The 23114-nt window shown below is 62.1% G+C and carries 21 protein-coding genes and 1 tRNA gene; 14 read left to right on the forward strand and 8 right to left on the reverse strand.

The features are described 5' to 3' along the window. The first annotated feature begins 31 nt into the window (after nucleotides 1–31). Nucleotides 32–799 carry an EI24 domain-containing protein gene (locus E3T27_RS01680; RefSeq protein WP_198416456.1) on the forward strand — a complete coding sequence of 256 codons (768 nt, stop codon included), beginning with the start codon at nucleotides 32–34 and terminating at the stop codon, nucleotides 797–799. Here the strand turns inward: E3T27_RS01680 and E3T27_RS01685 are convergent. After that, complete coding sequence (locus tag E3T27_RS01685) at nucleotides 796–1740, reverse strand: cytochrome b/b6 domain-containing protein (protein ID WP_134571367.1); 945 nt, start codon at nucleotides 1738–1740, stop codon at nucleotides 796–798. The two genes, E3T27_RS01680 and E3T27_RS01685, sit on opposite strands and share 4 nt — an antisense overlap. Nucleotides 1741–2505: 765 nt before the next feature. Further along, a complete protein-coding gene (locus E3T27_RS16405; RefSeq protein WP_166786059.1) occupies nucleotides 2506–2652 on the reverse strand; it encodes a hypothetical protein in 147 nt (48 codons plus the stop codon). Between the two features lie 143 nt (nucleotides 2653–2795). Between E3T27_RS16405 and E3T27_RS01690 the strand changes: the two genes are divergently transcribed. Next, nucleotides 2796–3032 (forward strand): hypothetical protein, encoded by a 237-nt coding sequence (locus tag E3T27_RS01690; RefSeq protein WP_134571368.1) that lies wholly within the window; start codon nucleotides 2796–2798, stop codon nucleotides 3030–3032. A 40-nt stretch (nucleotides 3033–3072) separates the two neighbouring features. Here E3T27_RS01690 and E3T27_RS01695 read toward each other — a convergent pair whose 3' ends face one another. Further along, nucleotides 3073–4497 carry an alpha-amylase gene (locus E3T27_RS01695; protein WP_241992070.1) on the reverse strand — a complete coding sequence of 475 codons (1425 nt, stop codon included), beginning with the start codon at nucleotides 4495–4497 and terminating at the stop codon, nucleotides 3073–3075. 817 nt (nucleotides 4498–5314) lie between these two features. Beyond that, nucleotides 5315–5398: transfer RNA gene (locus E3T27_RS01700), tRNA-Leu, on the reverse strand. Between the two features lie 351 nt (nucleotides 5399–5749). On the opposite strand from E3T27_RS01700, the gene E3T27_RS01705 reads away from it, so the two are divergent. The 7 genes from E3T27_RS01705 (at nucleotide 5750) to pknB (ending at nucleotide 14597) form a co-directional block, all read left to right on the forward strand. Beyond that, nucleotides 5750–6508, forward strand: coding sequence for an FhaA domain-containing protein (locus E3T27_RS01705; RefSeq protein WP_104197267.1), 759 nt, complete (start codon nucleotides 5750–5752; stop codon nucleotides 6506–6508). Further along, nucleotides 6505–7056: an FHA domain-containing protein FhaB/FipA gene (locus E3T27_RS01710; protein WP_104197268.1), complete on the forward strand. Its 552-nt coding sequence runs from the start codon at nucleotides 6505–6507 to the stop codon at nucleotides 7054–7056. Before E3T27_RS01705 ends, E3T27_RS01710 begins: the two co-directional genes overlap by 4 nt. Nucleotides 7057–7059: 3 nt before the next feature. Beyond that, entirely contained in the window at nucleotides 7060–8289 is a 1230-nt protein-coding gene (locus E3T27_RS01715; protein WP_134571369.1) for a PP2C family protein-serine/threonine phosphatase, read from the forward strand. Next, nucleotides 8282–9667 carry an FtsW/RodA/SpoVE family cell cycle protein gene (locus E3T27_RS01720; protein ID WP_233200831.1) on the forward strand — a complete coding sequence of 462 codons (1386 nt, stop codon included), beginning with the start codon at nucleotides 8282–8284 and terminating at the stop codon, nucleotides 9665–9667. The genes E3T27_RS01715 and E3T27_RS01720 overlap by 8 nt, the downstream gene beginning before the upstream one ends. Further along, nucleotides 9668–11119: a peptidoglycan D,D-transpeptidase FtsI family protein gene (locus E3T27_RS01725; protein ID WP_134571370.1), complete on the forward strand. Its 1452-nt coding sequence runs from the start codon at nucleotides 9668–9670 to the stop codon at nucleotides 11117–11119. Beyond that, nucleotides 11116–12825 carry a protein kinase domain-containing protein gene (locus tag E3T27_RS01730; protein ID WP_134571371.1) on the forward strand — a complete coding sequence of 570 codons (1710 nt, stop codon included), beginning with the start codon at nucleotides 11116–11118 and terminating at the stop codon, nucleotides 12823–12825. Before E3T27_RS01725 ends, E3T27_RS01730 begins: the two co-directional genes overlap by 4 nt. A gap of 77 nt (nucleotides 12826–12902) precedes the next feature. After that, nucleotides 12903–14597, forward strand: coding sequence for a Stk1 family PASTA domain-containing Ser/Thr kinase (pknB, locus tag E3T27_RS01735; RefSeq protein ID WP_104197272.1), 1695 nt, complete (start codon nucleotides 12903–12905; stop codon nucleotides 14595–14597). Nucleotides 14598–14785: 188 nt separating this feature from the next. Here pknB and E3T27_RS01740 read toward each other — a convergent pair whose 3' ends face one another. Further along, complete coding sequence (locus E3T27_RS01740) at nucleotides 14786–15424, reverse strand: anthranilate synthase component II (RefSeq protein ID WP_104197273.1); 639 nt, start codon at nucleotides 15422–15424, stop codon at nucleotides 14786–14788. Nucleotides 15425–15591: 167 nt separating this feature from the next. Next, nucleotides 15592–16410 (reverse strand): class E sortase, encoded by an 819-nt coding sequence (locus tag E3T27_RS01745; RefSeq protein ID WP_134571372.1) that lies wholly within the window; start codon nucleotides 16408–16410, stop codon nucleotides 15592–15594. 80 nt (nucleotides 16411–16490) lie between these two features. On the opposite strand from E3T27_RS01745, the gene E3T27_RS01750 reads away from it, so the two are divergent. Then, on the forward strand, nucleotides 16491–16736 hold the full coding sequence (locus E3T27_RS01750; protein WP_104197275.1) for a cell division protein CrgA: 246 nt from the start codon (nucleotides 16491–16493) through the stop codon (nucleotides 16734–16736). 159 nt (nucleotides 16737–16895) lie between these two features. Here the strand turns inward: E3T27_RS01750 and E3T27_RS01755 are convergent, their stop codons facing one another. Beyond that, on the reverse strand, nucleotides 16896–17594 hold the full coding sequence (locus E3T27_RS01755) for a rhomboid family intramembrane serine protease (protein WP_338144881.1): 699 nt from the start codon (nucleotides 17592–17594) through the stop codon (nucleotides 16896–16898). A gap of 164 nt (nucleotides 17595–17758) precedes the next feature. Further along, nucleotides 17759–18298, reverse strand: a complete 540-nt coding sequence (locus tag E3T27_RS01760) for a peptidylprolyl isomerase (RefSeq protein WP_104128760.1) — start codon at nucleotides 18296–18298, stop codon at nucleotides 17759–17761. A gap of 152 nt (nucleotides 18299–18450) precedes the next feature. On the opposite strand from E3T27_RS01760, the gene E3T27_RS01765 reads away from it, so the two are divergent. The 4 genes from E3T27_RS01765 to E3T27_RS01780 all read left to right on the forward strand — a co-directional run bounded on the left by E3T27_RS01765 (nucleotide 18451) and on the right by E3T27_RS01780 (nucleotide 22808). Continuing rightward, nucleotides 18451–18975 carry a hypothetical protein gene (locus E3T27_RS01765; protein WP_104197277.1) on the forward strand — a complete coding sequence of 175 codons (525 nt, stop codon included), beginning with the start codon at nucleotides 18451–18453 and terminating at the stop codon, nucleotides 18973–18975. 320 nt (nucleotides 18976–19295) lie between these two features. After that, entirely contained in the window at nucleotides 19296–20426 is a 1131-nt protein-coding gene (locus tag E3T27_RS01770) for a tyrosine-type recombinase/integrase (protein ID WP_198416457.1), read from the forward strand. Nucleotides 20427–20712: 286 nt separating this feature from the next. Continuing rightward, nucleotides 20713–22431 carry a tyrosine-type recombinase/integrase gene (locus tag E3T27_RS01775; protein WP_166786060.1) on the forward strand — a complete coding sequence of 573 codons (1719 nt, stop codon included), beginning with the start codon at nucleotides 20713–20715 and terminating at the stop codon, nucleotides 22429–22431. Next, entirely contained in the window at nucleotides 22428–22808 is a 381-nt protein-coding gene (locus E3T27_RS01780) for a DUF6262 family protein (protein WP_166786061.1), read from the forward strand. The genes E3T27_RS01775 and E3T27_RS01780 overlap by 4 nt, the downstream gene beginning before the upstream one ends. Nucleotides 22809–23114: the final 306 nt, after the last annotated feature.

Consider the following 23114-nt stretch of genomic DNA (forward strand, 5'->3'; position numbering starts at 1 on the left):
GGCCTGGCAGACCTCGCGCTAGGGTTTTAGGGTGCCGCCTTCGACGAGTCCCAGCGCCTCACGCGAATTCTTCGCCGGGGCCGGTTTTCTCGGTCGCGGCCTCAAAATGTGGATCACGTCACCACGCCTCATGCTGCTCGGCGCACTTCCGGCGTTCATCGTCGGCATTGCCTACCTCGCCGGCATCGTGGTACTGCTCATCAACCTCGAAGCCATCGCCGTGGCCATCAGTCCGTTCGCAAGCGGCTGGGGGGAACCGTGGCGCACGGGTATGCGGGTCGTAGCCGCCGCGGCGGTCACGGCCGCCGGCATCCTCTTGTTGGCGTACACGTTCGTGGCCGTGACCCTCGTCGTCGGCGACCCGTTCTATGAGCGCATCTGGCGCGCGGTCGAAACCAACCTCGGCGACGCGCCGGTCGAAACCCCGCGCGGCCTGCTGCGTTCCATGGTCGACGCCCTGAAACTGGTCGGCCTCGCCGTTCTGGGCGCTCTCACACTGCTGCTCTGCGGCCTGATCCCCGGGCTCGGCCAACTGCTCGCGCTCGTTCTCGGGGCGCTGTTTGGCGGCTGGATCCTCTGTCTCGAACTCACCGGCTTCGCCTTCGATGCGCGCGGCTTCACCCTGAAACAACGACGACGGATGCTCCGCGCCCGCCGCGCCCGCACCCTCGGTTTTGGGGTGCTCACCTACCTGTTGTTCCTGATTCCCGGCGCCGCCGTCATCGTGATGCCCGCAGCGGCGGCCGGCGCGGCCATGCTCAGCCGGGACCTGCTCGCGTCGAGACGTGCCGCGGGTTAACGCTTCCGGTGAATGATGCGGCCGCTGCGAGCCGCGATTGCACGCACGACCGCCGGACGCACGCCCGCCCAAATTCCGGCCGTGACCAGCAGCGCGGCCACGACGACCCAGACGCCGGTCCATCCGTCATCATTGCGCGCGGCATACATATGGTTGAGGTTTGCACGGGCACCGGTCGTGAGCACGAGCGTCACGTGAATGACAATGAACGCCACAAAGAAGATCAGTACCGCAAAGTGCAGTTTGCGCGCAACAGGCAGAGGAAAGACGCGATCCAGCCGGCGAAACCGGGCGGACAGGCCCGGGGACATGCGCAGGCCGGTCACGAGCGCGATCGGCGCCGCAATGAACACCACGACGAAGTAGCTGAGCATCTGCAGGGCATTGTAGTGCACCCAGCCGGTGCCGGTCGGCCAATTGAGCGAGGCATATTGCAGGCCGGCCGACACCGCGTTGGGAAAGACGTCCCAGTTGGTGGGCACCAGGCGCAGCCATTGACCGGTCGCAAACAGCAGAACATAGAAGAGTATGCCGTTGACAGCCCAGAGGGTGTCGAAGACGATGTGCTGCCAGAGGTTGAGGGTGATTCGAATCGGGGGATTCTTCGTGCGAAACAACCCGGTGTTCGTACGCGTCCAAAAAATGGACGGACGTTTAGTCGTACGCACCTGCCAGCCGGTACGAATGACGAACAGAATGAAGAAGGCATTGAGACCGTGTTGCCAGGCCAGCCAGGCCGGTATTCCAACCGGGGTCGCGGCGAGGTGCGTCGAGACACCGGGGTAGCTACGCATAAACGATTCGACTTGCGGAAGGCCACGAATCCCATTTGCCGCGAGCACAACGAGTGCCAGAGTGACGAGCACGGCAGGCACAACCCAGGCGAGCCAAAACCACCGGTTCGGCCGAACCAGGCTCAGCCGAGAGGCACCCGTCGTCATGGTGATCCGTTCCGCGCTCGGGCGGATTCCCACAGCGTCCTCGTAAGGTTACTTGCCCGTCTGCCTCCGGTGTCGATCACTGACGCGGTAGGTCATATTGTCGGCGACGAGGGCTCTTTGCACGGGGACTGATGGTTCCTTAACGACACAGGGCCTCCGATTTCTCGAAGGCCCTGACTGTTCGCATGGATTGTGCAGCTATCCGCACCCACCCGCAGTGGGTGTTTCAGCTTATTCGGGAGGACGCGCAAACATTGGCCACTTTTCTCACTGCCGAAGCACCGTTCCAGGCTTAGGACGAAATCGTTCCAGCGCTACGACGTGGCGAGGTCGAGTACGTGCGTGGAGCCGACCATTGTTGTCCGGCAGACCCCCGTCGAATCAGGCAGGAGTTCTCCGACGAACTGCGCGTCATGGTCGGAATTGGGCATCGGGGTTCCTCTGCTTTGGGTGTGGCTCGCGCAATAGCAGGAAAGCACGGTGGCCACTCTGACAAGCCGATCCGCCCCGTTTGCTGCGATCACGCGACCGTAGCGAGGTCCTGACCGCGCCGTTCCCGTGAAGGGACAAATCAGAGCCCGAAACTCAGATCTGGAGGCGAGGGCGTGCTGAACGTGAACGTGGTGATGCCGGTTAGGAACTGTAAAGCATTCGCAATCCCGTATGAGTTCATAATGATCGCTCTTAGCTTCACTTGCGACGCATGGGTGGGGCCAAGCCCTGTCTGCGCAACACGTAGGTGATCTGCGTCGCTCAACGTCCGGGTTACGGCTGGCCGGCCGGGTCCGCGTTCAGCACGGTGTAGCGGACGTTCTCAGCGCGCTCATCGTTCACCACGACGCCTTCCTTCCACGTGGCACCTTCGGCACTCGTCGTTGCGATGATCGTTGGTGTTGCGAGACGTTGATCCACAGCGAGAGGGCTTGGAGGCACGAGGGTTCACTGTCGTCGGCCGATCTTGGAGTGCCCGGCTTGAACTGGCGGATCCACCAAATCTGTCGAACTTCCGCCAGGCGCTCTCGCGAGTTCAGGCTGCCGGACTGAGCGTTTCCGAATTGACTGTGACCTCCGCGGCCGATCTGTATGAGCTGGAAAATACAAACAACGCCGACTACCCATTCACGCCAGCCACCCCGCACGAGCTGTTGGATGCCGATGCCACTCGAGACCTCTGGAACCACGGCTTTCGCGTGTTTGGCGCGTACGGCCGCGACGAACTGGTCGGGGCGACCCTCAACACACATCGCGATCGCCACGCGGAGACGGAATGCACGTCGGTGTTGGCCAGTTAGCGAGGCCGCGAAAGCCCTAGCTATGGCGATGGCTGTGCACTTACGTGCGGGCTCCGGCGTGCAGGGCGATCGAGTCGCCGGCGCCCACGGTAGCAGTGAAGGTTCCGTCAGCGGCGACGAAGTAGCTTGGGCCCGAGCAGGAGCCGCCCGCGCCGGGGTCGCCGTGCTGGACGTCGCAGTAGCTTCCTGCGGGCAGGGAGGTCTTGAACGTCTGCCTGATCGCGCCACCCTCGTGGTTGATCACGACGAAGCCCCCACTCCCCCGACCGAAGGCGATCGCGTTGTTGCCGTTAGACCACCAGTTCGTCACCGCGGTGCCCGTCACGGTATTGCGGAAGGCGACCATGTTTGCGATCTGCCGCCAGGCGTGCTGGCACTTCCAGCCGTCGCTGTAGCAGGCGTTGACCGTGCCGCCATTCGGCGGGCCAGCATCCGTGTTGCTGAATTCATAGCCCGAGTACACGTTCGGCGAGCCGTAGGGCCAGGCGAGCATGAAGATGTTCGCAAGCGTGTAAGTGTTGCCGTCCTTGTAGCTGAGGGTCGAGCCGTTGCGCTCGGTGTCCCAGTTGTCCACGAAGACCCGCGCCTTGTTGCTCGCGAGGTAGCCCCAGGACTCGCCCCATGTGTTCAGGTAGGCGATCTTGTCGCTGGTGAACATGCGTTTGAGGTCGAAGGCCCCACGGAATTCGTCGACATCGCCGGTCGAGGTGTATTCGCCCGGCTGGACCGCCTCGTTCCCACCGGCGATGACCTCCTGCGCCCAGTAGACGCTCGGGTTGGTCAGCTTTGCCTTGATGGCGGAGAGGTCGGCCGCGGCCATGTGCTTGGCGCCGTCGATCCGGAAACCGTCGACGCCGAGGGTGCTGAGGTGGTTGAGGTACGCCGCGATGGTGGACTGCACGTAGGTGCTCGCCGTGTTGAGATCGGCGAGGCCGACGAGCTCGCAGTTCTGCACGTTGGAGCGGTCGCTGTAGTTGGTGATCGGGGTCCGGCAGGAGTGGAAGTCCTGGTTCTGGTAGTAGCCCGGGTAGTCGTACTTGCTGTAGACGGTGCCCCCCGTTCCCGTGCCGGAACCCGCACTCATATGGTTGATCACCGCGTCGGCCACGACCTTGACACCGGCGGTGTGGCACGTGCTGACCATGCTCGAAAAGGCAGCCTCGTCGCCGAGTCGCCCGGCGATCTTGTAGCTGACCGGCTGGTAGGAGGTCCACCACTGCGAGCCCTGGATGTGCTCCTGGGCCGGCGAGACCTCGACGAATCCATACCCCTTGGGACCAAGGGTATCCGTGCAGGCCCGGGCGACCGATGCGAAGGACCACTCGAAGAGCGTCGCCGTGACGTCCTTGGCACCCGGCGGACTCGCATCCGCCCGGGGCGTTGTCACTCCCACATCGAGGCCCAGGGTCAGGACGAGGGCCAGGCCGGCCACCGCTGCAAACAACGGACGGGTAGATCTGCGCACGATGAAACTCCTTGTCGCGCGCGCCAGCGGACCACGCCAACGCACTCCATTGGGAACGGGCGATTGCGAGCGGGCCGCGGAAGCGGAACTCGGCAAACGAGGTACTAAACCCCCGGGTCACGCTACTGCAAGCGTTTGCAATGGGGCAAGCGCATGCCGAGGAATTGTGCGCCAGCCCCTCAACACGCGCCCGAGGGCTGGTGGAATCCTTCCGGAACGCCGGCGAGGGGTGCTCTCACCCTCGTCGGAAGTCGCCTGAAAGACGAGTCCGGGGGCGATGAAGCCGAAAGGCCGACCAGACAAAAACGGATTCCAGCGCTTCATCTATCCCACACCCGGCACCTACATGGCCATTGACCGCGCTAACGGGAAGCGAGTGAAACCCCAGACCCCAGCGAGCATCACCATTCCGCAGGATGCTGGAGCACCCGCCGCGAGGAATCAGGACCCGCGATTGGCGCTGAAGCACCTCCAGAAATTCGCGTTCAACGGGACTCCGGGGAGAACCTCTGCCGAGAACGCAGGCGCAAGGAAGCCGCAGGAACACTCTTGATCAGGCACATTGCTCTCCCGGCGCTGGCGCCGCCGCAGTAGCGGCCGCCGTCCCCACATTCCGCTCGAAACCCCCGCACTCGGAACGCTTCAGCCTGCCCACAAGCAGGCTGATTGGCGTTTAGCGGGCCGAGTCCTCACCCAAAGGCCAAATCAGGACCGCGCGAGACCTTAAATGAAGAAGGCCGGCTAGGCATTTCTGCTCAACCGGCCTGTCCACTTGGATTCATGAAAACCATTCCTGGATTTCCTGGAACACCCACAGTGCGCGAGAGGGGACTTGAACCCCTACGTCCTTTCGAACACTGGCACCTGAAGCCAGCGCGTCTGCCAATTCCGCCACTCGCGCGAACTTAGGAATGCTAACACTACGAGAGGGGTCAGCGCCATTCGGGCACCCGTCGCTCGCCCCTGCGGGCCGTATCCGGCGTGAGCGCGCCCGATGCCGGTGGCCGCGCCACCTATACCTGGCGCCCCTGCCCGTAGCTGGCGCGCCGACACCATCGCCGCCAACGGATGCCCGTGCGGCCACGCCCGCCCCCCACAAAAAAGTCCCGCGGAATGCCCCGAACACACGCGGAATTCGGTCAGAGACGCTCCGCGGGTAGTATGACTGTTCGTGCCGTTTGCGCCCCCAAGGTGGGTTGTCACCCGAGACAAGTAACATGCTCATAGCCAAACGGACCGGATCGGGAGACCTGTGGGCATACTGGATAACTTTGAAAAGGGCTTGGAACGCGCCGTCAACGGAGCATTCGCCAAGACCTTTCGATCGGGCTTGCAGCCGGTGGAAATCACCTCCGCGCTGCGTCGTGAGCTCGACACCAAGGCCGCAGTAGTCTCGCGGGATCGCATCCTCGCGCCTAATCGCTTCACCGTGCGTATGTCCCACGCGGACTACGCCCGCATGAGCGCGCTCGGCGTCACCCTTCTCGACGAGCTCACCGCCCTCGTGCAAAAACACGGTGCCGAACAGCGCTACCAGTTCACCGGCGGCATCACGATCACCCTGCAAGACGACCGTAGCCTCAGCGAGGGCATGGTGCAGATCGACTCCAGCTCGGTCAAGAGCAGCGTCACCTGGACCCCGGTCCTCGACATCAACGGCACCAGGCACCCGCTGGTCAAGTCCCGAACCGTGATCGGGCGCGGCTCTGACGCCGATATCACCGTCGAAGATACCGGCACCTCGCGCCGCCACGTCGAAATCCTCTGGGACGGCGCCCGCGCGCAGGTGCGCGACCTCGGCAGCACCAACGGTTCCCAGCTCAACGGCGCTCCCGTCAGCCAAGCCATTCTCGAGCCCGACTCGATCGTGACGATCGGTCGCACCCGCATCGTGTTTCGCGTCCTCGCCCAGGCTTCGCCAGACTCCCATGAGTACCCGCGGGCCGCACCATCGGTCGATCCGGCCACCGAACGCCACGACATGGGCGGATTCTGGGGGCCGACGACATGAACGTCAGTGAACTCACCCTGCTGGTGCTGCGCTTCGGCTTCCTCCTGCTGCTCTGGATGTTCATCTTCGGCATCGTCTACGCCCTGCGCAGCGACCTGTTCGGGCAGCGCGTGCGCAAGTTGAAAACAGATGCCACCCCCGCGCCTGCTTTCCCACTGTCCGCTGTTCCCGCTGCAGTCCCCGTTCCCTCCGCCGCCTTCACTGCGCCGGTGGCGCGCGCCAGTCCGGCTACCGGCGCTGAATTGGCTACCGCACACAACACCACCCGTCTGGTCATCACGAGCGGCCCGAAAGCCGGTACCGAGTTTCCGTTGGGCACCGACACCATTACGATCGGGCGCTCGAGCGACTCCAGCCTGGTGATCCGCGATGACTACACCTCCACACACCACGCGCGCCTCATGCTCTGGAACGATGAGTGGATGTTGCAAGACCTCGACTCCACCAATGGAACCTTCCTGGCCGGCTCCCGCGTCACCGTTCCGACCAAAATTCCCCTGAACGCCACCGTGAAGATCGGCGCCACCAGCTTCGAGCTTCGGCGGTAGGTCATGGCGACGGTAAGTCACAGCGCAGCCGCGTCCCACGTCGGCAAGATTCGCTCCAACAACCAGGACTCCGGCTACGCCGGACGCTCCCTGTTCGTGGTTGCTGACGGCATGGGCGGCCACGCCGGCGGTGACGTCGCGTCGGCGATCGCCACCAAGCGCATCATCGAGGCCGACAAGCCATACGCGAGCGCCCAAGACGCCGAGTTTGCCCTGCAGGCCGCCCTCATCGGCGCCAACGCCCAGCTGGCAGAGACCGTGTTCGAGCACGCCGAACTCACCGGCATGGGCACCACCGTCAGTGCTATCGTCGTCCTCGAAAACGAGGTCGCGATCGCGCACATCGGCGACTCGCGCATCTATCTGCTGCGCGATAACGAGTTGTCCCAGATCACCGTCGATCACACCTTCGTGCAGCGTCTGGTCGACAGCGGACGCATCACCGAGGCTGAAGCCATGGTGCACCCGCGCCGCTCCGTGCTCATGCGCGTTCTCGGCGACGTGGAGGCGAGCCCCGAGATCGACACGTCCATCCTCGCCACCATCGCCGGCGACCGCTGGATGCTGTGCTCCGACGGCCTCACCGGCGTCGTCTCCCACAACGCCATGGCCTCAGCTCTGGCGAGCCGGGCGAATGCGCAGGATGTCACCGACCTTCTCGTTAAAGAAAGCCTCGACGGCGGCGCTCCCGACAATGTGACCGTCGTCATCGTCGACATCGGTGCGGGCGTCGCGCGCACCGATAGCCCGGTCGTTGTCGGCTCCGCGGCGAATCCGCTCGCGTTCGGTGAGGAGCCCAGCCGCAATCGGGCCCTGCGCATCCCGGCCCTCCGCCTCCACCCGGTGCGTGAAACGCATTTTGAGCCCGATTCTCAGGACTACCTGTCCGAGCTGATCGAAGAGGATGCCCGCCGCGCCCGCCGCCGCAAGGGCACCTGGCTGGTCGCTGTCATTCTGCTGGTGCTCAGCATCGTCACGACCACCGTTCTCGGCTACCAATGGACCCAGACCCGCTACTACGTGGGCGCTGACGGTTCCAACGTCGCTATTTATCAGGGTGTGCAGCAGGACATCGGCCCGATCAAACTCTCTGGTGTCTACGAACATACCGACCTCAATCTCTCTGACCTGCGCGTCTACGACCGCCAGCAGGTCGAGCAAACCATCAACGCCGGCTCCCTGGCCGACGCCCTGGACATCATTGAACGATTGAAGGGTGCAATCGTTGAGTAAGGCATCCGCTCTTTCAGCACAACCGGCGACCGAGCCGGTACGTCGCCTGCGCCTGCCGCAGAAGCTGCGCAACCTTGAACTGTTTTTGCTCCTGATCGCGTGCTTCATCAACGCGAGCGCGGTCGTGCTCGTGCAACTCGGTGCGCTCGGCGAACTCGACCCGACCCTCGTGCTGCTCGGCGCAGGCCTGTCCATTCTGGTCATCAGCCTGCACGTCGTGCTGCGGTTCGTCGCCCGCGATGCCGACCCGTTCATTTTGCCGATCGCAACGGTGCTCAACGGCATCGGTATTGCCATGATCTATCGCATCGACATTGCCGACCAGCAGGGCGGCTGGGCGAGTGCCGCCGTGCGCCAGACGGTGTGGAGCGCCCTGGCTATTTTCAGCGCCATCGTCGTGCTGCTGGTTATTCGAAACCACCGAGTGCTGTTTCGGTACACCTACATCGCCGGCCTCGTCGGTGTGCTCCTTCTTTTTCTCCCGCTCATTCCCGGCCTCGGCCAGGAGATCAGCGGTGCCAGGGTGTGGATCCGCTTCGGCGGTTTCGCTACCTTCCAGCCCGGTGAGATCGCCAAAATCGCCCTCGCCGTGTTCTTCGCCGGCTACCTCGTGCGCAACCGCGACAGTCTCTCAATGGTGGGCAAGAAGATTCTCGGTGCCCGCTTTCCCCGCTTCCGTGACCTCGGCCCGATCCTCGTCGTCTGGGCCCTGTCGATGTCGGTCATCATCTTTCAGCGTGACCTCGGCACCGCCCTGCTCTACTTCGGACTGTTCCTGGTCATGCTCTACCTCGCCACCGGCCGCCTCAGCTGGGTCATCATTGGTCTGGGCCTGTTCCTGGGTGGCGCCATCATTGCCAGCCAGACCCTGAACTACGTCAATGGACGCTTCACCAACTGGCTCGATGCGCTCAACCCGGATGTCTACAACGCCAAGGGCGGCAGCTTCCAGCTGGTGCAGGGCCTGTTCGGCCTCGCCAAGGGCGGCCTGCTCGGCACCGGTTGGGGCCAGGGACGCCCGGAGCTCACCCCGGTACCTCAGAGTGACTACATCATCGCGAGCCTCGGCGAGGAGCTTGGCCTCGCCGGTCTGTTTGCCATCCTCGCCCTGTACCTTTTGTTCGTCGCCCGCGGGTTCCGCATCGGCTTCGCCGGACAGGATGACTTCGGCAAGCTGCTCGCTGTCGGCCTCGCCTTCGTCGTGGCCCTCCAATGCTTCATTGTCATCGGCGGTGTCACCCGGGTCATTCCCCTCACCGGCCTGACCACCCCGTTCCTGGCCGCCGGCGGCTCATCGCTCGTAGCCAACTGGATCATCGCAGCCCTCTTGCTGCGGCTCTCCGACACCGTGCGCAATCAACCCAGGCTGGTGGTCTAAGTGAACCGTGAACTCAAGCGTGTCAGCATCGTCGTGATGCTGATGTTCGTCACTCTTCTCGGCTCAACCTCGGTCGTGCAGGCTTTCCAGTCCGACAACTTGTCGGCCGACCCACGCAACACCCGCACGCTCTACGACAGCTACCAGGTCGAACGCGGTGCCATCCTCGTCAAAGGCGAGCCGATCGCGCAGTCGATGCCGGCCGATGATGATTTCAAGTTTCTGCGCACCTATACCAACCCCGAGCTCTACGCGCCGATCACCGGTTATATTCCAATCAATGGCCAACCGACCGGGCTTGAGTTCGCCCTCAATAGCGAGCTCACCGGCACGTCAAACTCCCAATTCTTCGACAAGATCAGCGCCCTTGTCACCGGCCAGGACCCGAAGGGTGCCGCCGTCGAGGTGACCATCGATCCAATCGCCCAGCAAGCGGCGTGGGATGCCCTCGGCGATTACACCGGATCCGTCGTCGTCACCGAGCCCGCCACCGGTCGCATCCTGGCGATGGTCTCCAAACCGGGTTTCAACCCGAACCTGCTCACGGTGCACAACAACGCCGAGGTCACTGCGAGCTACGACGCCCTGGTGGCCGACCCGAACGATCCGCTGATCAACCGGGCGATCAATTCGCTCAACCCTCCCGGTTCAATATTCAAACTCGTCGTCACCACGGCCGCGCTCGAATCGGGCAACTACACCCCGGAGAGTACTTTTTTGAACCCATCCGTCTATATGGCCCCCGGCACAACGAGTGTGATCGAGAACTCCAGCGGAGGAACCTGTGGCGCCGGCGAGACGGTTACCCTCGCGACCGCACTGCGGCTGTCCTGCAACATTCCCTTCGCTGAACTCGGTGTCCAGCTGGGCGACACGACCATTCGTGAGACCGCCGAGAAATTCGGTTTCAACAGCACCCACAGCATTCCCATGACCGTCTCCAAGAGCACGTACCCACGCGGGCTCGATGACCCTCAGACCGCGCAGTCGGCGTTTGGCCAGTTCGACGTGACGGCGACACCGCTGCAAATGGCCATGGTCAGCGGCGCCATCGCCAATGGCGGTGTTGTGATGGCTCCCAACCTGGTGCAGGAGATTCTCGCCCCCAACCTCAGCGCCATCCAAACCTTTGAAGCAACCGAACTCGGGCGGGTGATGAGCGAAGAAACCGCCGCGACGATCACCGCGATGATGGTCAACGGCGTTCAGGATGGTGCGGCAAGCAATGCAAGAATAGATGGGGTTGACGTGGCGGGAAAAACAGGCACGGCGCAAAACGGGTCAACGGATCCGTTCACACTGTGGTTCACCGGTTTCGCACCGGCGAACGATCCGCAATACGCCATCACCGTTCTCGTAGAGAACGGCGGGGGAGAAGGACAAACGGGGTTCGGCAACAAACTTGCCGCGCCTGTCGCAAAGAAAGTACTAGAGGCGGTGCTTAACAAATGAGACCCACAGCAGGCCTCACCTTCGGGGGACGATACGAGCTGCAGTCGCGCATTGCGATTGGCGGCATGGGCGAGGTGTGGAAGTCCACCGACCTCGTCATCGGACGAAGCGTCGCCATCAAGATTTTGAAAGACGAGTACCTCGGTGACCCCGGTTTTCTGGAGCGTTTCCGCGCCGAAGCCCGCCACGCCGCGCTCGTCAACCACGAGGGCATTGCGAATGTCTTCGACTACGGCGAGGAAGATGGCAGCGCCTTCCTCGTTATGGAACTTGTTCCCGGCGAAGCCCTGTCCACCATTCTCGAACGCGAACACGTATTGCCGACCGACAAGGTGCTCGACATTGTCGCGCAGACCTCGGCCGCACTGCACGCCGCCCACGCCGCGGGACTCGTGCACCGTGACATTAAGCCCGGCAACCTGCTCATCACGCCAGAGGGACGGGTGAAGATCACCGACTTCGGCATCGCCCGCATCGCCGACCAGGTGCCACTCACCGCGACCGGGCAGGTCATGGGTACCGTGCAGTACCTCTCGCCCGAGCAGGCCAGCGGCCACCCGGCCTCGCCGACCACCGACATCTACTCGATCGGTATCGTCGCGTACGAGTCCCTCGCCGGCCGACGTCCGTTCACGGGCGAGTCGCAGGTCGCCATCGCCATGGCACAGATCAATGAGATCGCGCCCGACCTGCCGGTAACCGTGTCCGAACCGGTGCGCAATCTGGTCTTCGCCTGCCTGGCCAAGAACCCGGCCGACCGACCGGCATCAGCGGCCCACCTGGCGCGCGCGGCATCCGCTCTGCGCCGTGGTGATGTGGCCGCGGCCGCCGTGGCCGTGCCCTCCATTTTGGGCGGCCTCACGGCCACCAGTGCCACCATGCTCATGCCCGGTGCCGGCGCTGATTCGGCCACGACCATTCTTCCGGCCAACGGTGCCCCCACCACGCGCGCCTCCGCTGCTGCTGCAGAGGCACAGGAAAAGAAGCGCAGCAAGTGGACCTGGCCGCTCATCGCTCTCGTCGCGCTGCTGGTGATCGTACTCACCGGCACGCTCATCGCCCTGTTCACCCAGAACAATGAGACCCCGGTTCCTGCCGAGACGTCGGCGACGCCGTCGCCGACACCCACGCCATCGCCCACGCCGACACCGAGCCCAACGCCGACACCGACACCGACACCGACGAATACGTCGGTCAATCCCGACGACTTCATCGGAAAGCCGAGCGCCGAGGCCGCCGCCTTGCTCGTCGACATGGGATTTGCAGCTGACGTCGAACCTGGCAACGCGGCTGCGACCGAGGAAGACGTTGACCGGGTGTACCTGGTCAATCCCAGAGGCCCCGTTCCGGCCGGCTCGACGATCACCCTCACCACCTACGGGCCGGTTGCCACACCGAGCACGCCAACATCAGCCCCGACCGTCACATCCACGCCCCCAGTGCTCGAAGGAGACTCAGTAACCATAAATTGGGGCGCGCAGACGTGTCCCACAGGCCAGACTATGTCGGGCTACAAGGTCGTTGCTGAAGGTGGCGGAGCAATCGTCGCCGCCGACGGTCTCACCACAGCGACGACCACGTCGACGACCGTAACCGCGGGGAGCGCAAACTTCACGGTGAAGTTCAGCTACTTCTGCGGCCAGGTCAACTCGGAGTTCTCGCCGTCGTCCGAATCTGTAACCGTCACGCCGACCACAGTCGGGTAACCGCCAATTCCGTGCGGTAAAGTAGCGGTCACTGTGTCCAACCCGAATACGGTGTCTGATTGTGGGGGAGTGCGTACGTGGCTGACTCTGGTCGTTTGATCGCCGGTCGCTATCGTGTCGGGGCCCTGCTGGGCCGTGGCGGCATGTCCGATGTGCACATCGGCACCGATTCCCGGCTCGGTCGCACGGTAGCGATCAAACTGCTCAAGTCGACCCTCGCGGCCGATCCCGCGTTTCGCACTCGCTTCCGCCAGGAAGCGCAGGCTGCCGCGCGGATGGCGCACCCCACGATTGTGCGCGTGTTCGATGCCGGTGAGGAGACCGTCACCGATGAGTCGGGCCACGACTCGCAGATTCCGTTCATCGTCATGGAACACGTCGACGGCCGGCTGCTCAAGGACATCATCCGTGAGGGTGCGATCGAACCCGCAGAGGCTGTGCGCATCATCGACGGGGTTCTGACCGCTCTCGAATACTCGCACCGGGCAGGCGTCGTACACCGCGATATCAAACCAGGCAACATCATGATCACCAAGTCCGGTCAAGTGAAGGTGATGGACTTCGGCATCGCCCGCGCTATCTCCGACTCGGCCACGACGGTCGCCCAGACCACGGCAATCCTTGGCACCGCTGCCTATTTCTCCCCCGAGCAGGCCAAGGGTGAGTCCGTCGATGCGCGCACCGACCTTTATTCGACCGGTGTGGTGCTGTTCGAAATGCTCACCGGTCGACCGCCGTTTCGCGGTGACACGCCCGTCGCAGTCGCCTACCAGCACGTCAGTGAGATGCCGGTCAAACCGTCTGCGCTCAACCCGAGAGTGTCGCCGGCCCTCGACTCGGTCGTGCTGCACGCCCTGGCCAAGGACCGATTCGCCCGATATCAGAGCGCCGTTGAGTTTCGGGGCGATGTCGAGACCGCCGGATCCGGCCAGATTCCACTCCATCACGCCGGCGAAGAGGTCGGCGCCGGACTCTTCGGCGCCGCGCCCACCGCCGTCACCGGTTCGGCCCTGGCCCTCAAGCAGCTCTCCGAAGATCCCACTATGGTGCGCACGCAGCGGCGCCCTCCGGTGATCTGGGTGTGGGCTGGAATCGTCTGCGTCGTCGTCATCGTCGTAGCGGTCATGATCTGGGTGGCGAACCTGCAACCGTCGGTGGAACTGCCCGACAGCTCACGAAAGGTGCCCTCACTCACTAGCCAGAGCTACGATGAGGCCCAAAACGCGCTTCTCGACCTGGATCTCGCGGCTACCCGTGCCGAAGAGTCGAGTACCACGGTGCCCGCCGATCAGGTGATTCGCACCGACCCTCCGGCCGACACCATCGTCAACCCCTCGGACGTGATCAAGATCTTCGTCTCCACAGGCCCGGTACCCGTTGTGGTTCCCGACGTCACCAACCAACCCATAGCAGATGCCCAGGCCGCGATCGAAGGGCTCGGTTTCGTTTCCGGATCGGTCACCTCCGAGAATTCGCCAACCGTGGCCGTCGACGTGGTCATCCGCACCGATCCGGCGGCCGCCGCATCCGAGTTCTCCGGCGTCATCGTGAACTACACCGTCTCAAGCGGGCTCGTCACCCTCGGCGACCTGACCGGCCAGTCCCTCGTGGCCGCGATCGACCTCGTCAGCAATGAAAGCCTCATGCCGGATTCGCAGGCAGATTACACCTGCGCCCAGCAATCCGGTTCCCCGATCAAAACCCAGTCGCTGGCGCCCGGTGACGTCCCGCAACGTTCCGAGATCACCTTGACCTACTGCGCCGGCACCTAGCACCTAGTGGACGGGGCCCGGGCCCCGTCCACGGGCCCAGTTTATAAACTGGGCCCGTGGTTATAGGGTGGGCCCCGCAGCCTGGTCCGTCGCCGATACCACTCTATCGGCGTCCAGCGTCTTTCCTGCCTGGGTCAGGGCCAAAACCCATGGGTGCCCGGATCAGGGCTCAAACGCGTGGGGTGGACTCAGGTGAGGCGTAACAGCGGGTGCAGAGACTTCGCGGCCTCCCGCGCACCCTCCAGGCCGGCCAAGGCGAGCCAGTTGCCGAGCATGAGGTAGCCGCCCTCAGTGAGCACCGACTCCGGGTGAAATTGCACGCCCAGAATGGGAGCGGATGCGTGCCGCAGTCCCATAATGACGCCGCCCTGTGTGCGTGACGTCACGATGAGGTCACTCGGAACAGTCGACGCGACGACGGCGAGCGAGTGGTACCGGGTAGCCGTGAATGGCTGCGGTACACCGCCGTAGAAGTCGCTGCCGTCGTGCGTGATGAGCGATGTTTTGCCGTGCATGAGCTCTTCGGCATTGGTCACCGTGGCCCCGAATGCTTCAGCGATGGCCTGATGGCCCAGGCACACGCCGAACAGGGGCACGTCGGTGGTCAGTGCCGCTTCGACGACGGCAATGGACACACCAGCGTCCGACGGCTTACCAGGACCCGGCGAGATCAAAACACCGTCAAAGTCGGCGATGCGGGAGATGGCATCCACTTTTTCGAAGGAGTCGTTGCGCACGACTTCGGTCTCCGCGCCGAGTTCCATCAGATAGCCGTTGAGCGTATAGACAAAACTGTCGTAGTTGTCGATCACGAGAATACGGGTCATGAGCCGCCCACCGTTGCTTCCTGGTTGTTGAGAATGCCGTCGATCCACGGGTACGTCCAAGTGGCGAGTACGGCGAGTACGGCCAACAGCAGGATCAGAACAAGAATAATGCGCATCCAGATTGGTCCGGGAAGAACACGCCACAGTGCTGCGTAGATGGGAGCCTCCTAGCCCTGTGCTGCGATGATCGGTGCGAGTTCGGCGGGAGCGCCGAACGCGAGCGGCTGCCACGATTCGAACACGCCGTAAGCGATGATACGTTCCGCGGTGGAATAGAGCGGGTTGCAGCTGGTCAGGGTGATGATGCGGTCGACGGCGCTCGCGTCGGGACGGTTCGGAACGGATGCCAGCACCTGTACCTGCGAGGGTGCCACGTACTCGGTATCGCGATACCGGTAGGTGTAGTAACCGTCGGCAGTCTGAACGTATATGGCGTCCCCGAGCTGCAGTTCATGGATCAGATGCATACCACCGCCGAAAGCGCTGCGGTGGGCGGCAAGGGCGAAGTTGCCCACCTCCCCCGGCATTTGCGTGCCCGCATAGTGCCCAATGCCCAGTCGATTGCTGTTCAAGACGTCGTGGCCGGTGCCCTCGGCAATGGTGCGGTGATAGTCAGCTCCGAAACGGGGAACGTACAGCACCGCGAAAGCTGTGGCGTTAGCTGGAACGACAGACACGACCGGCTCTCCGTTGTCGCCCGGGACCGGTACGGTACTCGGCTCGGCCGGATCGACGATGGGAACGGGTGTCGGTGTTGACGTGTTCTGCTCGATCCAGTCCTGGCTGATCTCACTTGCAGCCGAGGTCTGTGAGTTCGCCATGATCATGTCATTCCACCAAAGCTGCCAGCCCAGAAAGAGCAACACGAGTATACCTGCGGTGATGAGAAGTTCGCCCAGCACGCCGATGACGGTGATCTTGCCCGATTTGGCGCGGCGTGGGCGCTTGCTGACGATCTCGATGGGATCATCTGCCACAGGACACATGCACCGAGTCTACCGACCTGATTGGCATCCAGCCCCCGCGTCACGTCCACTCAAACAGGCGAAGACGCTAGGATCGCAGAATGGCACGTAAGAATCCTCGCACCCGGTCCGCCCGCACCGATGTTGCCCGCTCGAACGAGGACGCGCCCAACGCCGTCTGGTTCAAGCCGGTCATGTTCGGTTTCATGCTGCTCGGTCTAGCTTGGATCATCGTGTTCTACGTCAGTGGCAGCCAGCTTCCTATCGCGGGGCTCGGTGCCATGAATATCCTGGTCGGGTTTGGAATCGCCTTCATCGGCTTCCTCATGACCACCCGCTGGCGCTAACTCTTCGACTCGACCGACCACCGTTCGCGAACTGTTCATCGAACGCTAATCGCCGGGTCACCGAGGCCATGTATTGGCGGTAATGACACCGGTGTAATTATCCCCATGTGGATAAACCTGTGGATAACTCAAGGTGAAACGGCGAGCTCCCGCCGCCAGCTATCCCACCGGTGCGAGCAGGCTCAAAATTCTGAGTGCGGCAATAGCCACAAAGAGAACGGCAACTGCCGCGATCAAAACAATCTGCACGCCTTTTTGGTTTGGTCGACGGGTGCGCATGAGCACAAACCCGATCAGCGCGCCCCCGACGATGCCGCCGAGGTGGGCTTGCCATGCGATACCGGGAATGAAGCTCACGACAACGTTGATACCGAGGAGCACCAGTAGTTGCTTCGAATTTCCACCCAGACCGCGTTGAATGATCAGGAACGCACCCATGAGCCCGAATAGAGCCCCTGATGCTCCAACGACGGAGGTGAACGGCGCCAGAACCAGAACACCGACCGAACCCGCGAACCCGCTGATCAGATACAGGGCCAGAAAACGTCCGCGGCCAAGCATTCCCTCCAGCATCGGACCGAATAACCACAGCGCGTACATGTTCAGCAGCACGTGAAACGGCAGCCCGCCCTGCGAATGCAGAAAGATACTGGTCAACATGCGCCAGGGCTCAACGATGGTGAGGGCTGGTACGTAGGCGAATCGCTGGGTGATCCCGAGACCCGGGATCCACTGCAGCACGAACATGAATACGGTCAGCGCGATGAGGGCATACGTGACCGTCGGCTGGCCACTGCCGGTCAATCTGGTGAGCACGGCTGGTTTGGTGCGGGGAGCGTTCTTACGCTGGATCTTCATGCACTCAGGGCAGATAACCCCGACAGCAGCCTGAGTTTGGCACTCGGTACAGATGGTGCGGCCGCAACGTTGACACAGAATGAAGCTCTGCCGCCCCGGATGGCGGTAACAAAAATTCGCCGCCGAGACCGGCAGATCATTCATTCTCTGGACGGGGATACTGGTTAGACGGACTCGACAGAAACGCTCTGAATGGAAACATCTTCGAGGGGGCGGTCGCGCCCATCCGTGGCGACGGTGGCGAGCTTGGCGACGATTGCGCGACTGTCTTCGTCTTCGACAGCACCAAAGATGGTGTGCTTACCCTGCAGCCAAGTGGTCGGAACGACGGTGATGAAGAACTGCGAGCCGTTCGTGCCGTGGCCCCCCTGGATTCCAGCGTTTGCCATGGCGAGCACGTAGGGCTGGGTGAAGTCGAGGTCGGGGCTGATTTCGTCATCGAACTGGTAGCCCGGGCCACCGGTGCCCTGGCCGAGCGGGTCACCGGCCTGGATCATAAAGTCTTTGATGATGCGGTGAAAGATGGTTCCGTCATAGAGCGGCGCAGAGGAGGCGGCGCCCGTTGCGGGGTGCTTCCACTCGATTTCGCCGGTTGCAAGACCGACGAAATTCTTCACCGTTTTCGGCGCGTGATTGCCGAAGAGGTTGACCTTGATGGGTCCGAGGGTGGTATTCAGGGTGGCGACAGCGGTGTGCTTAGACATACCCCGATTCTTGCACAGCAATCTCCACCGAATCTGACTCCCTGCGTGCGCTCCCAGTGCATTCGCTGGTAAGACGAAGATTGAGTAGCATGATGGGCACTCAGTGGCAAGATGGATACACATTCGCCACACGACATCGATGGAGGGTCTAGATGAGCCTGTCACGCAAGCGCCGCAAGGAACTCACTCGGCTGCGCAAAAGCGCAGACGAATTATGGAGCCACCAACAAGAGGTTTTAGAGCGGGCCAATGTTCTCGCTCGCCAAGCCGGTCACCACGCCGGCGTTCTCGCGCGCGAAGAGGTAGGTCCGCGCGTTCGCGAGGGCTATGACCACTACGTTCGCCCGAGCGTGAACGCCACCCACGACGCCGCCGACGGGGTACGACGACGCGTGGTCAACGACGTCCTACCCGGAATCGGAACCGCGATCGGAACGGTCATGTCCGTCGGCGACGTTGCACGCGACGCCCGCGTACGGGCTGCGCTCGGCCGCATCCGCTTTCAGAAGCCCGTTGTGGTCGAACCGAAGGGCCCTGGTGCCGGGACGTACTTCGCCCTCGGCCTGGCCGTCGTCGCCGCCGTAGGCGTCGCCTACGCCGTCTGGCAGACTTTTCGCGCCGACGACGAGCTCTGGGTCACCGATGATGAGGTCGAACCGGGTACGCAGGAAGACTAGGCGAACGCCACCAGCTCAAGTAGAGCCCGCATCCATCGGATGTGGGCTCTACCGCGTTAAGCGCTGTATCAGCCAACACGGCTCTGCTGCGGGCTGAAGAGATGCACTACAGGTGGCTGCCCACCGTTGGCGAACGACACCGCGACGCCGCACGGTACACGAAAGGCCCGTCCGAAGACGAGCCTTGTGCCTGAACTGTGGAGCCACGGGGAATCGTTATCTCTAGGTGCGTAGGCACTTTGGACTACATGCGTGACAGAAACCTGAACGAGGTCTATTGTCCGTCGTAGAACATTATCCGTGAGGAGTTCTACGACATCATGCCAATGGTGGCCAAGGCGGTCGAGTTCGACACTCGATCAGGGCGTCGAAGCTGGACCGTCGTGGGCCCCGACGGAATCCCTATTGATGACCTCGAGGCCTACTTGGGCGCGATTCGATCATCAGGACGGGCCAACAACACTGTCAAGTCGTATGCCCGCCATCTAAGCCTGTTCTGGCGCTGGCTCAACGCCGCAAAGGTCGATTGGGAAGAGCTGACGTTCCCCGATCTAACCGACTTCCTCCACGTATACCGCCGAGGGGTCTACCCTCTCGAGCGCGTCGACGGCCGTGAACGAACGCAGTCGTCGACCAGGGCTGTCGCAGCAGCCGTGAAAGAGTTCATCGACTTCCAGAGAACAGAGGGTCGAGGGCCGACCCAACTGATTCTCACCCGAGCGTCGCGCTACTCAGCGCGTCCATCCAGTGCCTTCTTAGCTCACATTCAGAAAAGAGCACCAGGTACACGCAATCGTCTATTGGAAGGCTTCAAGGACACCGCCCACCGGCCAGGGACGATCGATTTTGAGATCGATTTCGAGAAGCTCCTTCAGGCCTGTGAAACATTCAGGGACCGGCTGTTGCTCTCCGCCATGTATGACGGCGGAATAAGGGTCGGGCAGGCCCTGGGGCTCCGTCATGGTGACCTGCTCATCCCTGAGAAGCATATTTTGGTTGAGCGGCGGGACAACAACCTGAACGGAGCGACGTCCAAGACGCCCGACCTTCTTAACCTGAAGATGCCCCGGCGGTTCTTCGACCTCTACACGAACTACCTTCTCAGGGAACTCTTGCCGCGCCAGATAGACAGCGATTACCTGTTCGTCAACATCAACCAAGAACCGCTTGGCGCCCCTTGCAGCTACTCGAACATCTACCAACAGGTGGCATCAATCGGGTCCCGAGCTGGTTTCCCGTCGTTGACCCCACACGTGCTGCGCCACACGCACGCGACCTATTTGGCAAAGGAGGGCTGGACCTCAGCCCAGATCGCCGCCCGGCTCGGTCAACGACATGCCGCAAGTGCGGACGTATATATCCACATTACTGAGGACGATATCGACCAGAAGCTGGCCGAGACGTCTCATCTCATCTGGAACGGAAGCGAGGAGCGACCCGATGCCGAGTAGCCACATTCCCGAGGTTCCATCGCGACAGGCCCCCGGTCCGGGTGCGGAGCAGCGGCCGCCGCTTCCCCTTATTAACGGCCCTTGGTCGCAGGACGAATGGGCGATCCTGGACATCCCCGGACGACGACTGCGGATGTCCAGCGGTGTGTGTGCCGTCGTGGATTGTTTAGGTCCGCGCTACGCAGGAGATGGGCAAGTGTCTCTATGCCATGGCCACTTCTGGCGATGGAAACGAGACAATGAGCCCCCGGTCGGTGACTGGGCCGTGCGCCCTCACCGACCGGTAATGAAGAAGAACCTTCCCTTATCCGTCCGCTCGGTGAAATTTAGTGACCTGCCGCCGGCGGCCGCCGAAGAGATCCGTTATGTCTTCGGGTTCAAGCTCACGAACGGAGACTGGACTCCGATACCGGCGCTTCGAAAATGCCTTGAGCTCCTTTTCCAGCTAATCCTGACCAAAGACGCATGGTCATTCACGGATCGACGTTTCGAGGACTGGATCCTGATCGCCCGCCAGCTGTATCCCGGCGCCAACATCACCTTTGAACGAAGCATTGCACCGTACCTGCGGACTTTCTTCTCGACACTGAACCGAGGGCTGATTACCGATCCCTGGGCTGAGGATGTCTGGCTGTGGAAGGGCATGTTTGACCGTGTGATGGGTGCAGAAGCGTACACGACCCACATGAACATCAACTGGTCTCGGATTACGCAGGACTGGCTACGCGAGCCACTGAAGGCGCATGCACGCCAGAGTCTGCAGGCTTCGACCAGAACTTGGGGAACGATCGGCACTTGGTGCGACGGCTTCTCCAAATTGTCCAGTCACTTGGCGTTGATGAATTTAGCAGAACCCGAACTATTAACGAGGACGGTATTCCTCGGCTTCCTGGAAGAGCAGCGAGCCCGATACGGTGACTCAGGAAATTTGCGGCAGCGCGTCAATACGACCGCGCAGGTGCTCATGAATTTGAAGCTCGAAGGTTTCCAACCGCGCCTCGCTAGTGAGATCTATTTAAGAAGCGGTGAGAACCCCGCGATCCGGATACGCAGCCCGAGGCCATGGCCCAAGGACACAATCACGCAGATCGAGTCGCGCATCTTGGAGAGCGACCGCACCGACCCTCAGATACGGCTCATGCTCCGTTTCTGCCGCTGGGCTGGCCCGCGAGTGAGCGAGCTCGTTTCCCTGCCGATCGATTCTCTGATGGAGAACGGCAAGGGTGGTTACTGGGTCGAATATTGGATGCCTAAAGTCAGTAGAGTTCGTCGTTTTCCGATCGTCCAAGAGCTGGGACAAGAGCTTGCCACGGAAGCGTTGGCTGTCCGATCTCTGTTTGGGCCGACGACGACGCTGCTCTTCCCGAGCCTCAGTCGGTCCAACTTGAGCGCCGGCGTCGCGAGGCCTTGGTCCGCGAGTGGATTTCGAATAAACGTTCGGTCGATCTTCATTGAAAACGGAATCCTGAGTTCGGCAATAACCGGCGAACTCATTTCGGGCGCCGACATCCACAGGTTTCGTCACAACATCGGCACGGAGCTACTCGACGCCGGATGGACCCAAGGGCAGGTTATGGAGTTCTTGGGCCACGACTCGCCAACGATGACGTCCGCATACGCAAAGATCCTTGACGAGACGCTCAACAGGAAAACTGATGAGTTCCACCGAATGGTCCAGGCCGAACGCGCCGCTGCAGGGATCGCTCATACAGATCCACGAGTAGAGCGCCTTAGAGAAATGCTGACAGCGGTGCTGCCAGCTGGATACTGCGCTCTCCCCGCCAACAAAGCGTGCGTGGTCAGAGAGAACCCTTGCCTCACCTGTTCGTTCCATGTGCCAGGCAACGGCGAGTTCGACGCGTCACGAAGCACCTACCGCGCGCAGCTGGAACGCAGGATCGTTGAAGCAACGGATGCAGGTCAGGATGCGATCAAGGAGATCAACACTCGGATTCTTTCAGCGCTGGATGGCTCTGCCCCCTCAATCGACCGAAGCAATCCATGAGTGACGACCGACTTAAACGAGTTTCGAGACTCACCGACGCTGCCAAAGCAAGATCTGTCACGACGTACGCTGCGGCTCAGCGTGCGATCACTTCCCTCGACGCTCGCGGACGACAGGTGACCTTCACTGCTGTGGCCGCCGAAGCGAAGGTCTCGCTGAGCTACCTCTACAAGACCGCAGCGCTCTCAGATCGAATTACAGAACTTCGTGGAAACCGGCGAACGACTCGTTCGCAATTAGAGGCGCCATCCAGCGACAAGAGCTTGCTGACCAAGCTGAACGTCGTAGCCCAAAGAGTGGCTCAGCTGGAGGCAGAAAATGCACAGCTACGACGAGAGAACAGAAGCCTTTTGTCGAAGCTAATGAACAAGCCGTAGACCATTAGATCCACGAAGACCGGCGCTCTCTAGGGTTTTTATCCCATCGATTGGGACGGTGAGCGACGCGTTTGACAATGCGGGCGCAGAGACCGTCCTGGTCCAGTACGAGAACAAAGCCTTTGCAAATAACGCATTCTTCATGACACGGCCGGTCAAGACCCTCAATGACCTTGAAAAACTGACTCTCGACTCGCTGAACTGGTACAAGATGCGGCGGCTCCAAGGCGCCCTAGGAGGCACGAAACCTGGGACGGTTGAGAATCGGTTTTCGCGTGTCCGATCTCATTGGAGGTCTTGAACCTG

This window comes from Cryobacterium lyxosi (genome assembly GCF_004403345.1).
Taxonomy (GTDB): Bacteria; Actinomycetota; Actinomycetes; order Actinomycetales; family Microbacteriaceae; genus Cryobacterium; species Cryobacterium lyxosi.

What these genes read in the sequence shown, in the direction of transcription:
- E3T27_RS01710 (WP_104197268.1), top strand. Translation starts at nt 6,505, where the DNA reads ATGAACGTCAGTGAACTCACCCTGCTGGTGCTGCGCTTCGGCTTCCTC.
- E3T27_RS01770 (WP_198416457.1), top strand. Translation starts at nt 19,296, where the DNA reads ATGCCAATGGTGGCCAAGGCGGTCGAGTTCGACACTCGATCAGGGCGT.
- E3T27_RS01760 (WP_104128760.1), bottom strand. Translation starts at nt 18,298, where the DNA reads ATGTCTAAGCACACCGCTGTCGCCACCCTGAATACCACCCTCGGACCC.
- E3T27_RS01755 (WP_338144881.1), bottom strand. Translation starts at nt 17,594, where the DNA reads ATGAAGATCCAGCGTAAGAACGCTCCCCGCACCAAACCAGCCGTGCTC.
- E3T27_RS01765 (WP_104197277.1), top strand. Translation starts at nt 18,451, where the DNA reads ATGAGCCTGTCACGCAAGCGCCGCAAGGAACTCACTCGGCTGCGCAAA.
- E3T27_RS01775 (WP_166786060.1), top strand. Translation starts at nt 20,713, where the DNA reads ATGAAGAAGAACCTTCCCTTATCCGTCCGCTCGGTGAAATTTAGTGAC.
- E3T27_RS01750 (WP_104197275.1), top strand. Translation starts at nt 16,491, where the DNA reads ATGGCACGTAAGAATCCTCGCACCCGGTCCGCCCGCACCGATGTTGCC.
- E3T27_RS01715 (WP_134571369.1), top strand. Translation starts at nt 7,060, where the DNA reads ATGGCGACGGTAAGTCACAGCGCAGCCGCGTCCCACGTCGGCAAGATT.
- E3T27_RS01730 (WP_134571371.1), top strand. Translation starts at nt 11,116, where the DNA reads ATGAGACCCACAGCAGGCCTCACCTTCGGGGGACGATACGAGCTGCAG.
- E3T27_RS01780 (WP_166786061.1), top strand. Translation starts at nt 22,428, where the DNA reads ATGAGTGACGACCGACTTAAACGAGTTTCGAGACTCACCGACGCTGCC.
- E3T27_RS01685 (WP_134571367.1), bottom strand. Translation starts at nt 1,740, where the DNA reads ATGACGACGGGTGCCTCTCGGCTGAGCCTGGTTCGGCCGAACCGGTGG.
- E3T27_RS01740 (WP_104197273.1), bottom strand. Translation starts at nt 15,424, where the DNA reads ATGACCCGTATTCTCGTGATCGACAACTACGACAGTTTTGTCTATACG.
- E3T27_RS01745 (WP_134571372.1), bottom strand. Translation starts at nt 16,410, where the DNA reads ATGTGTCCTGTGGCAGATGATCCCATCGAGATCGTCAGCAAGCGCCCA.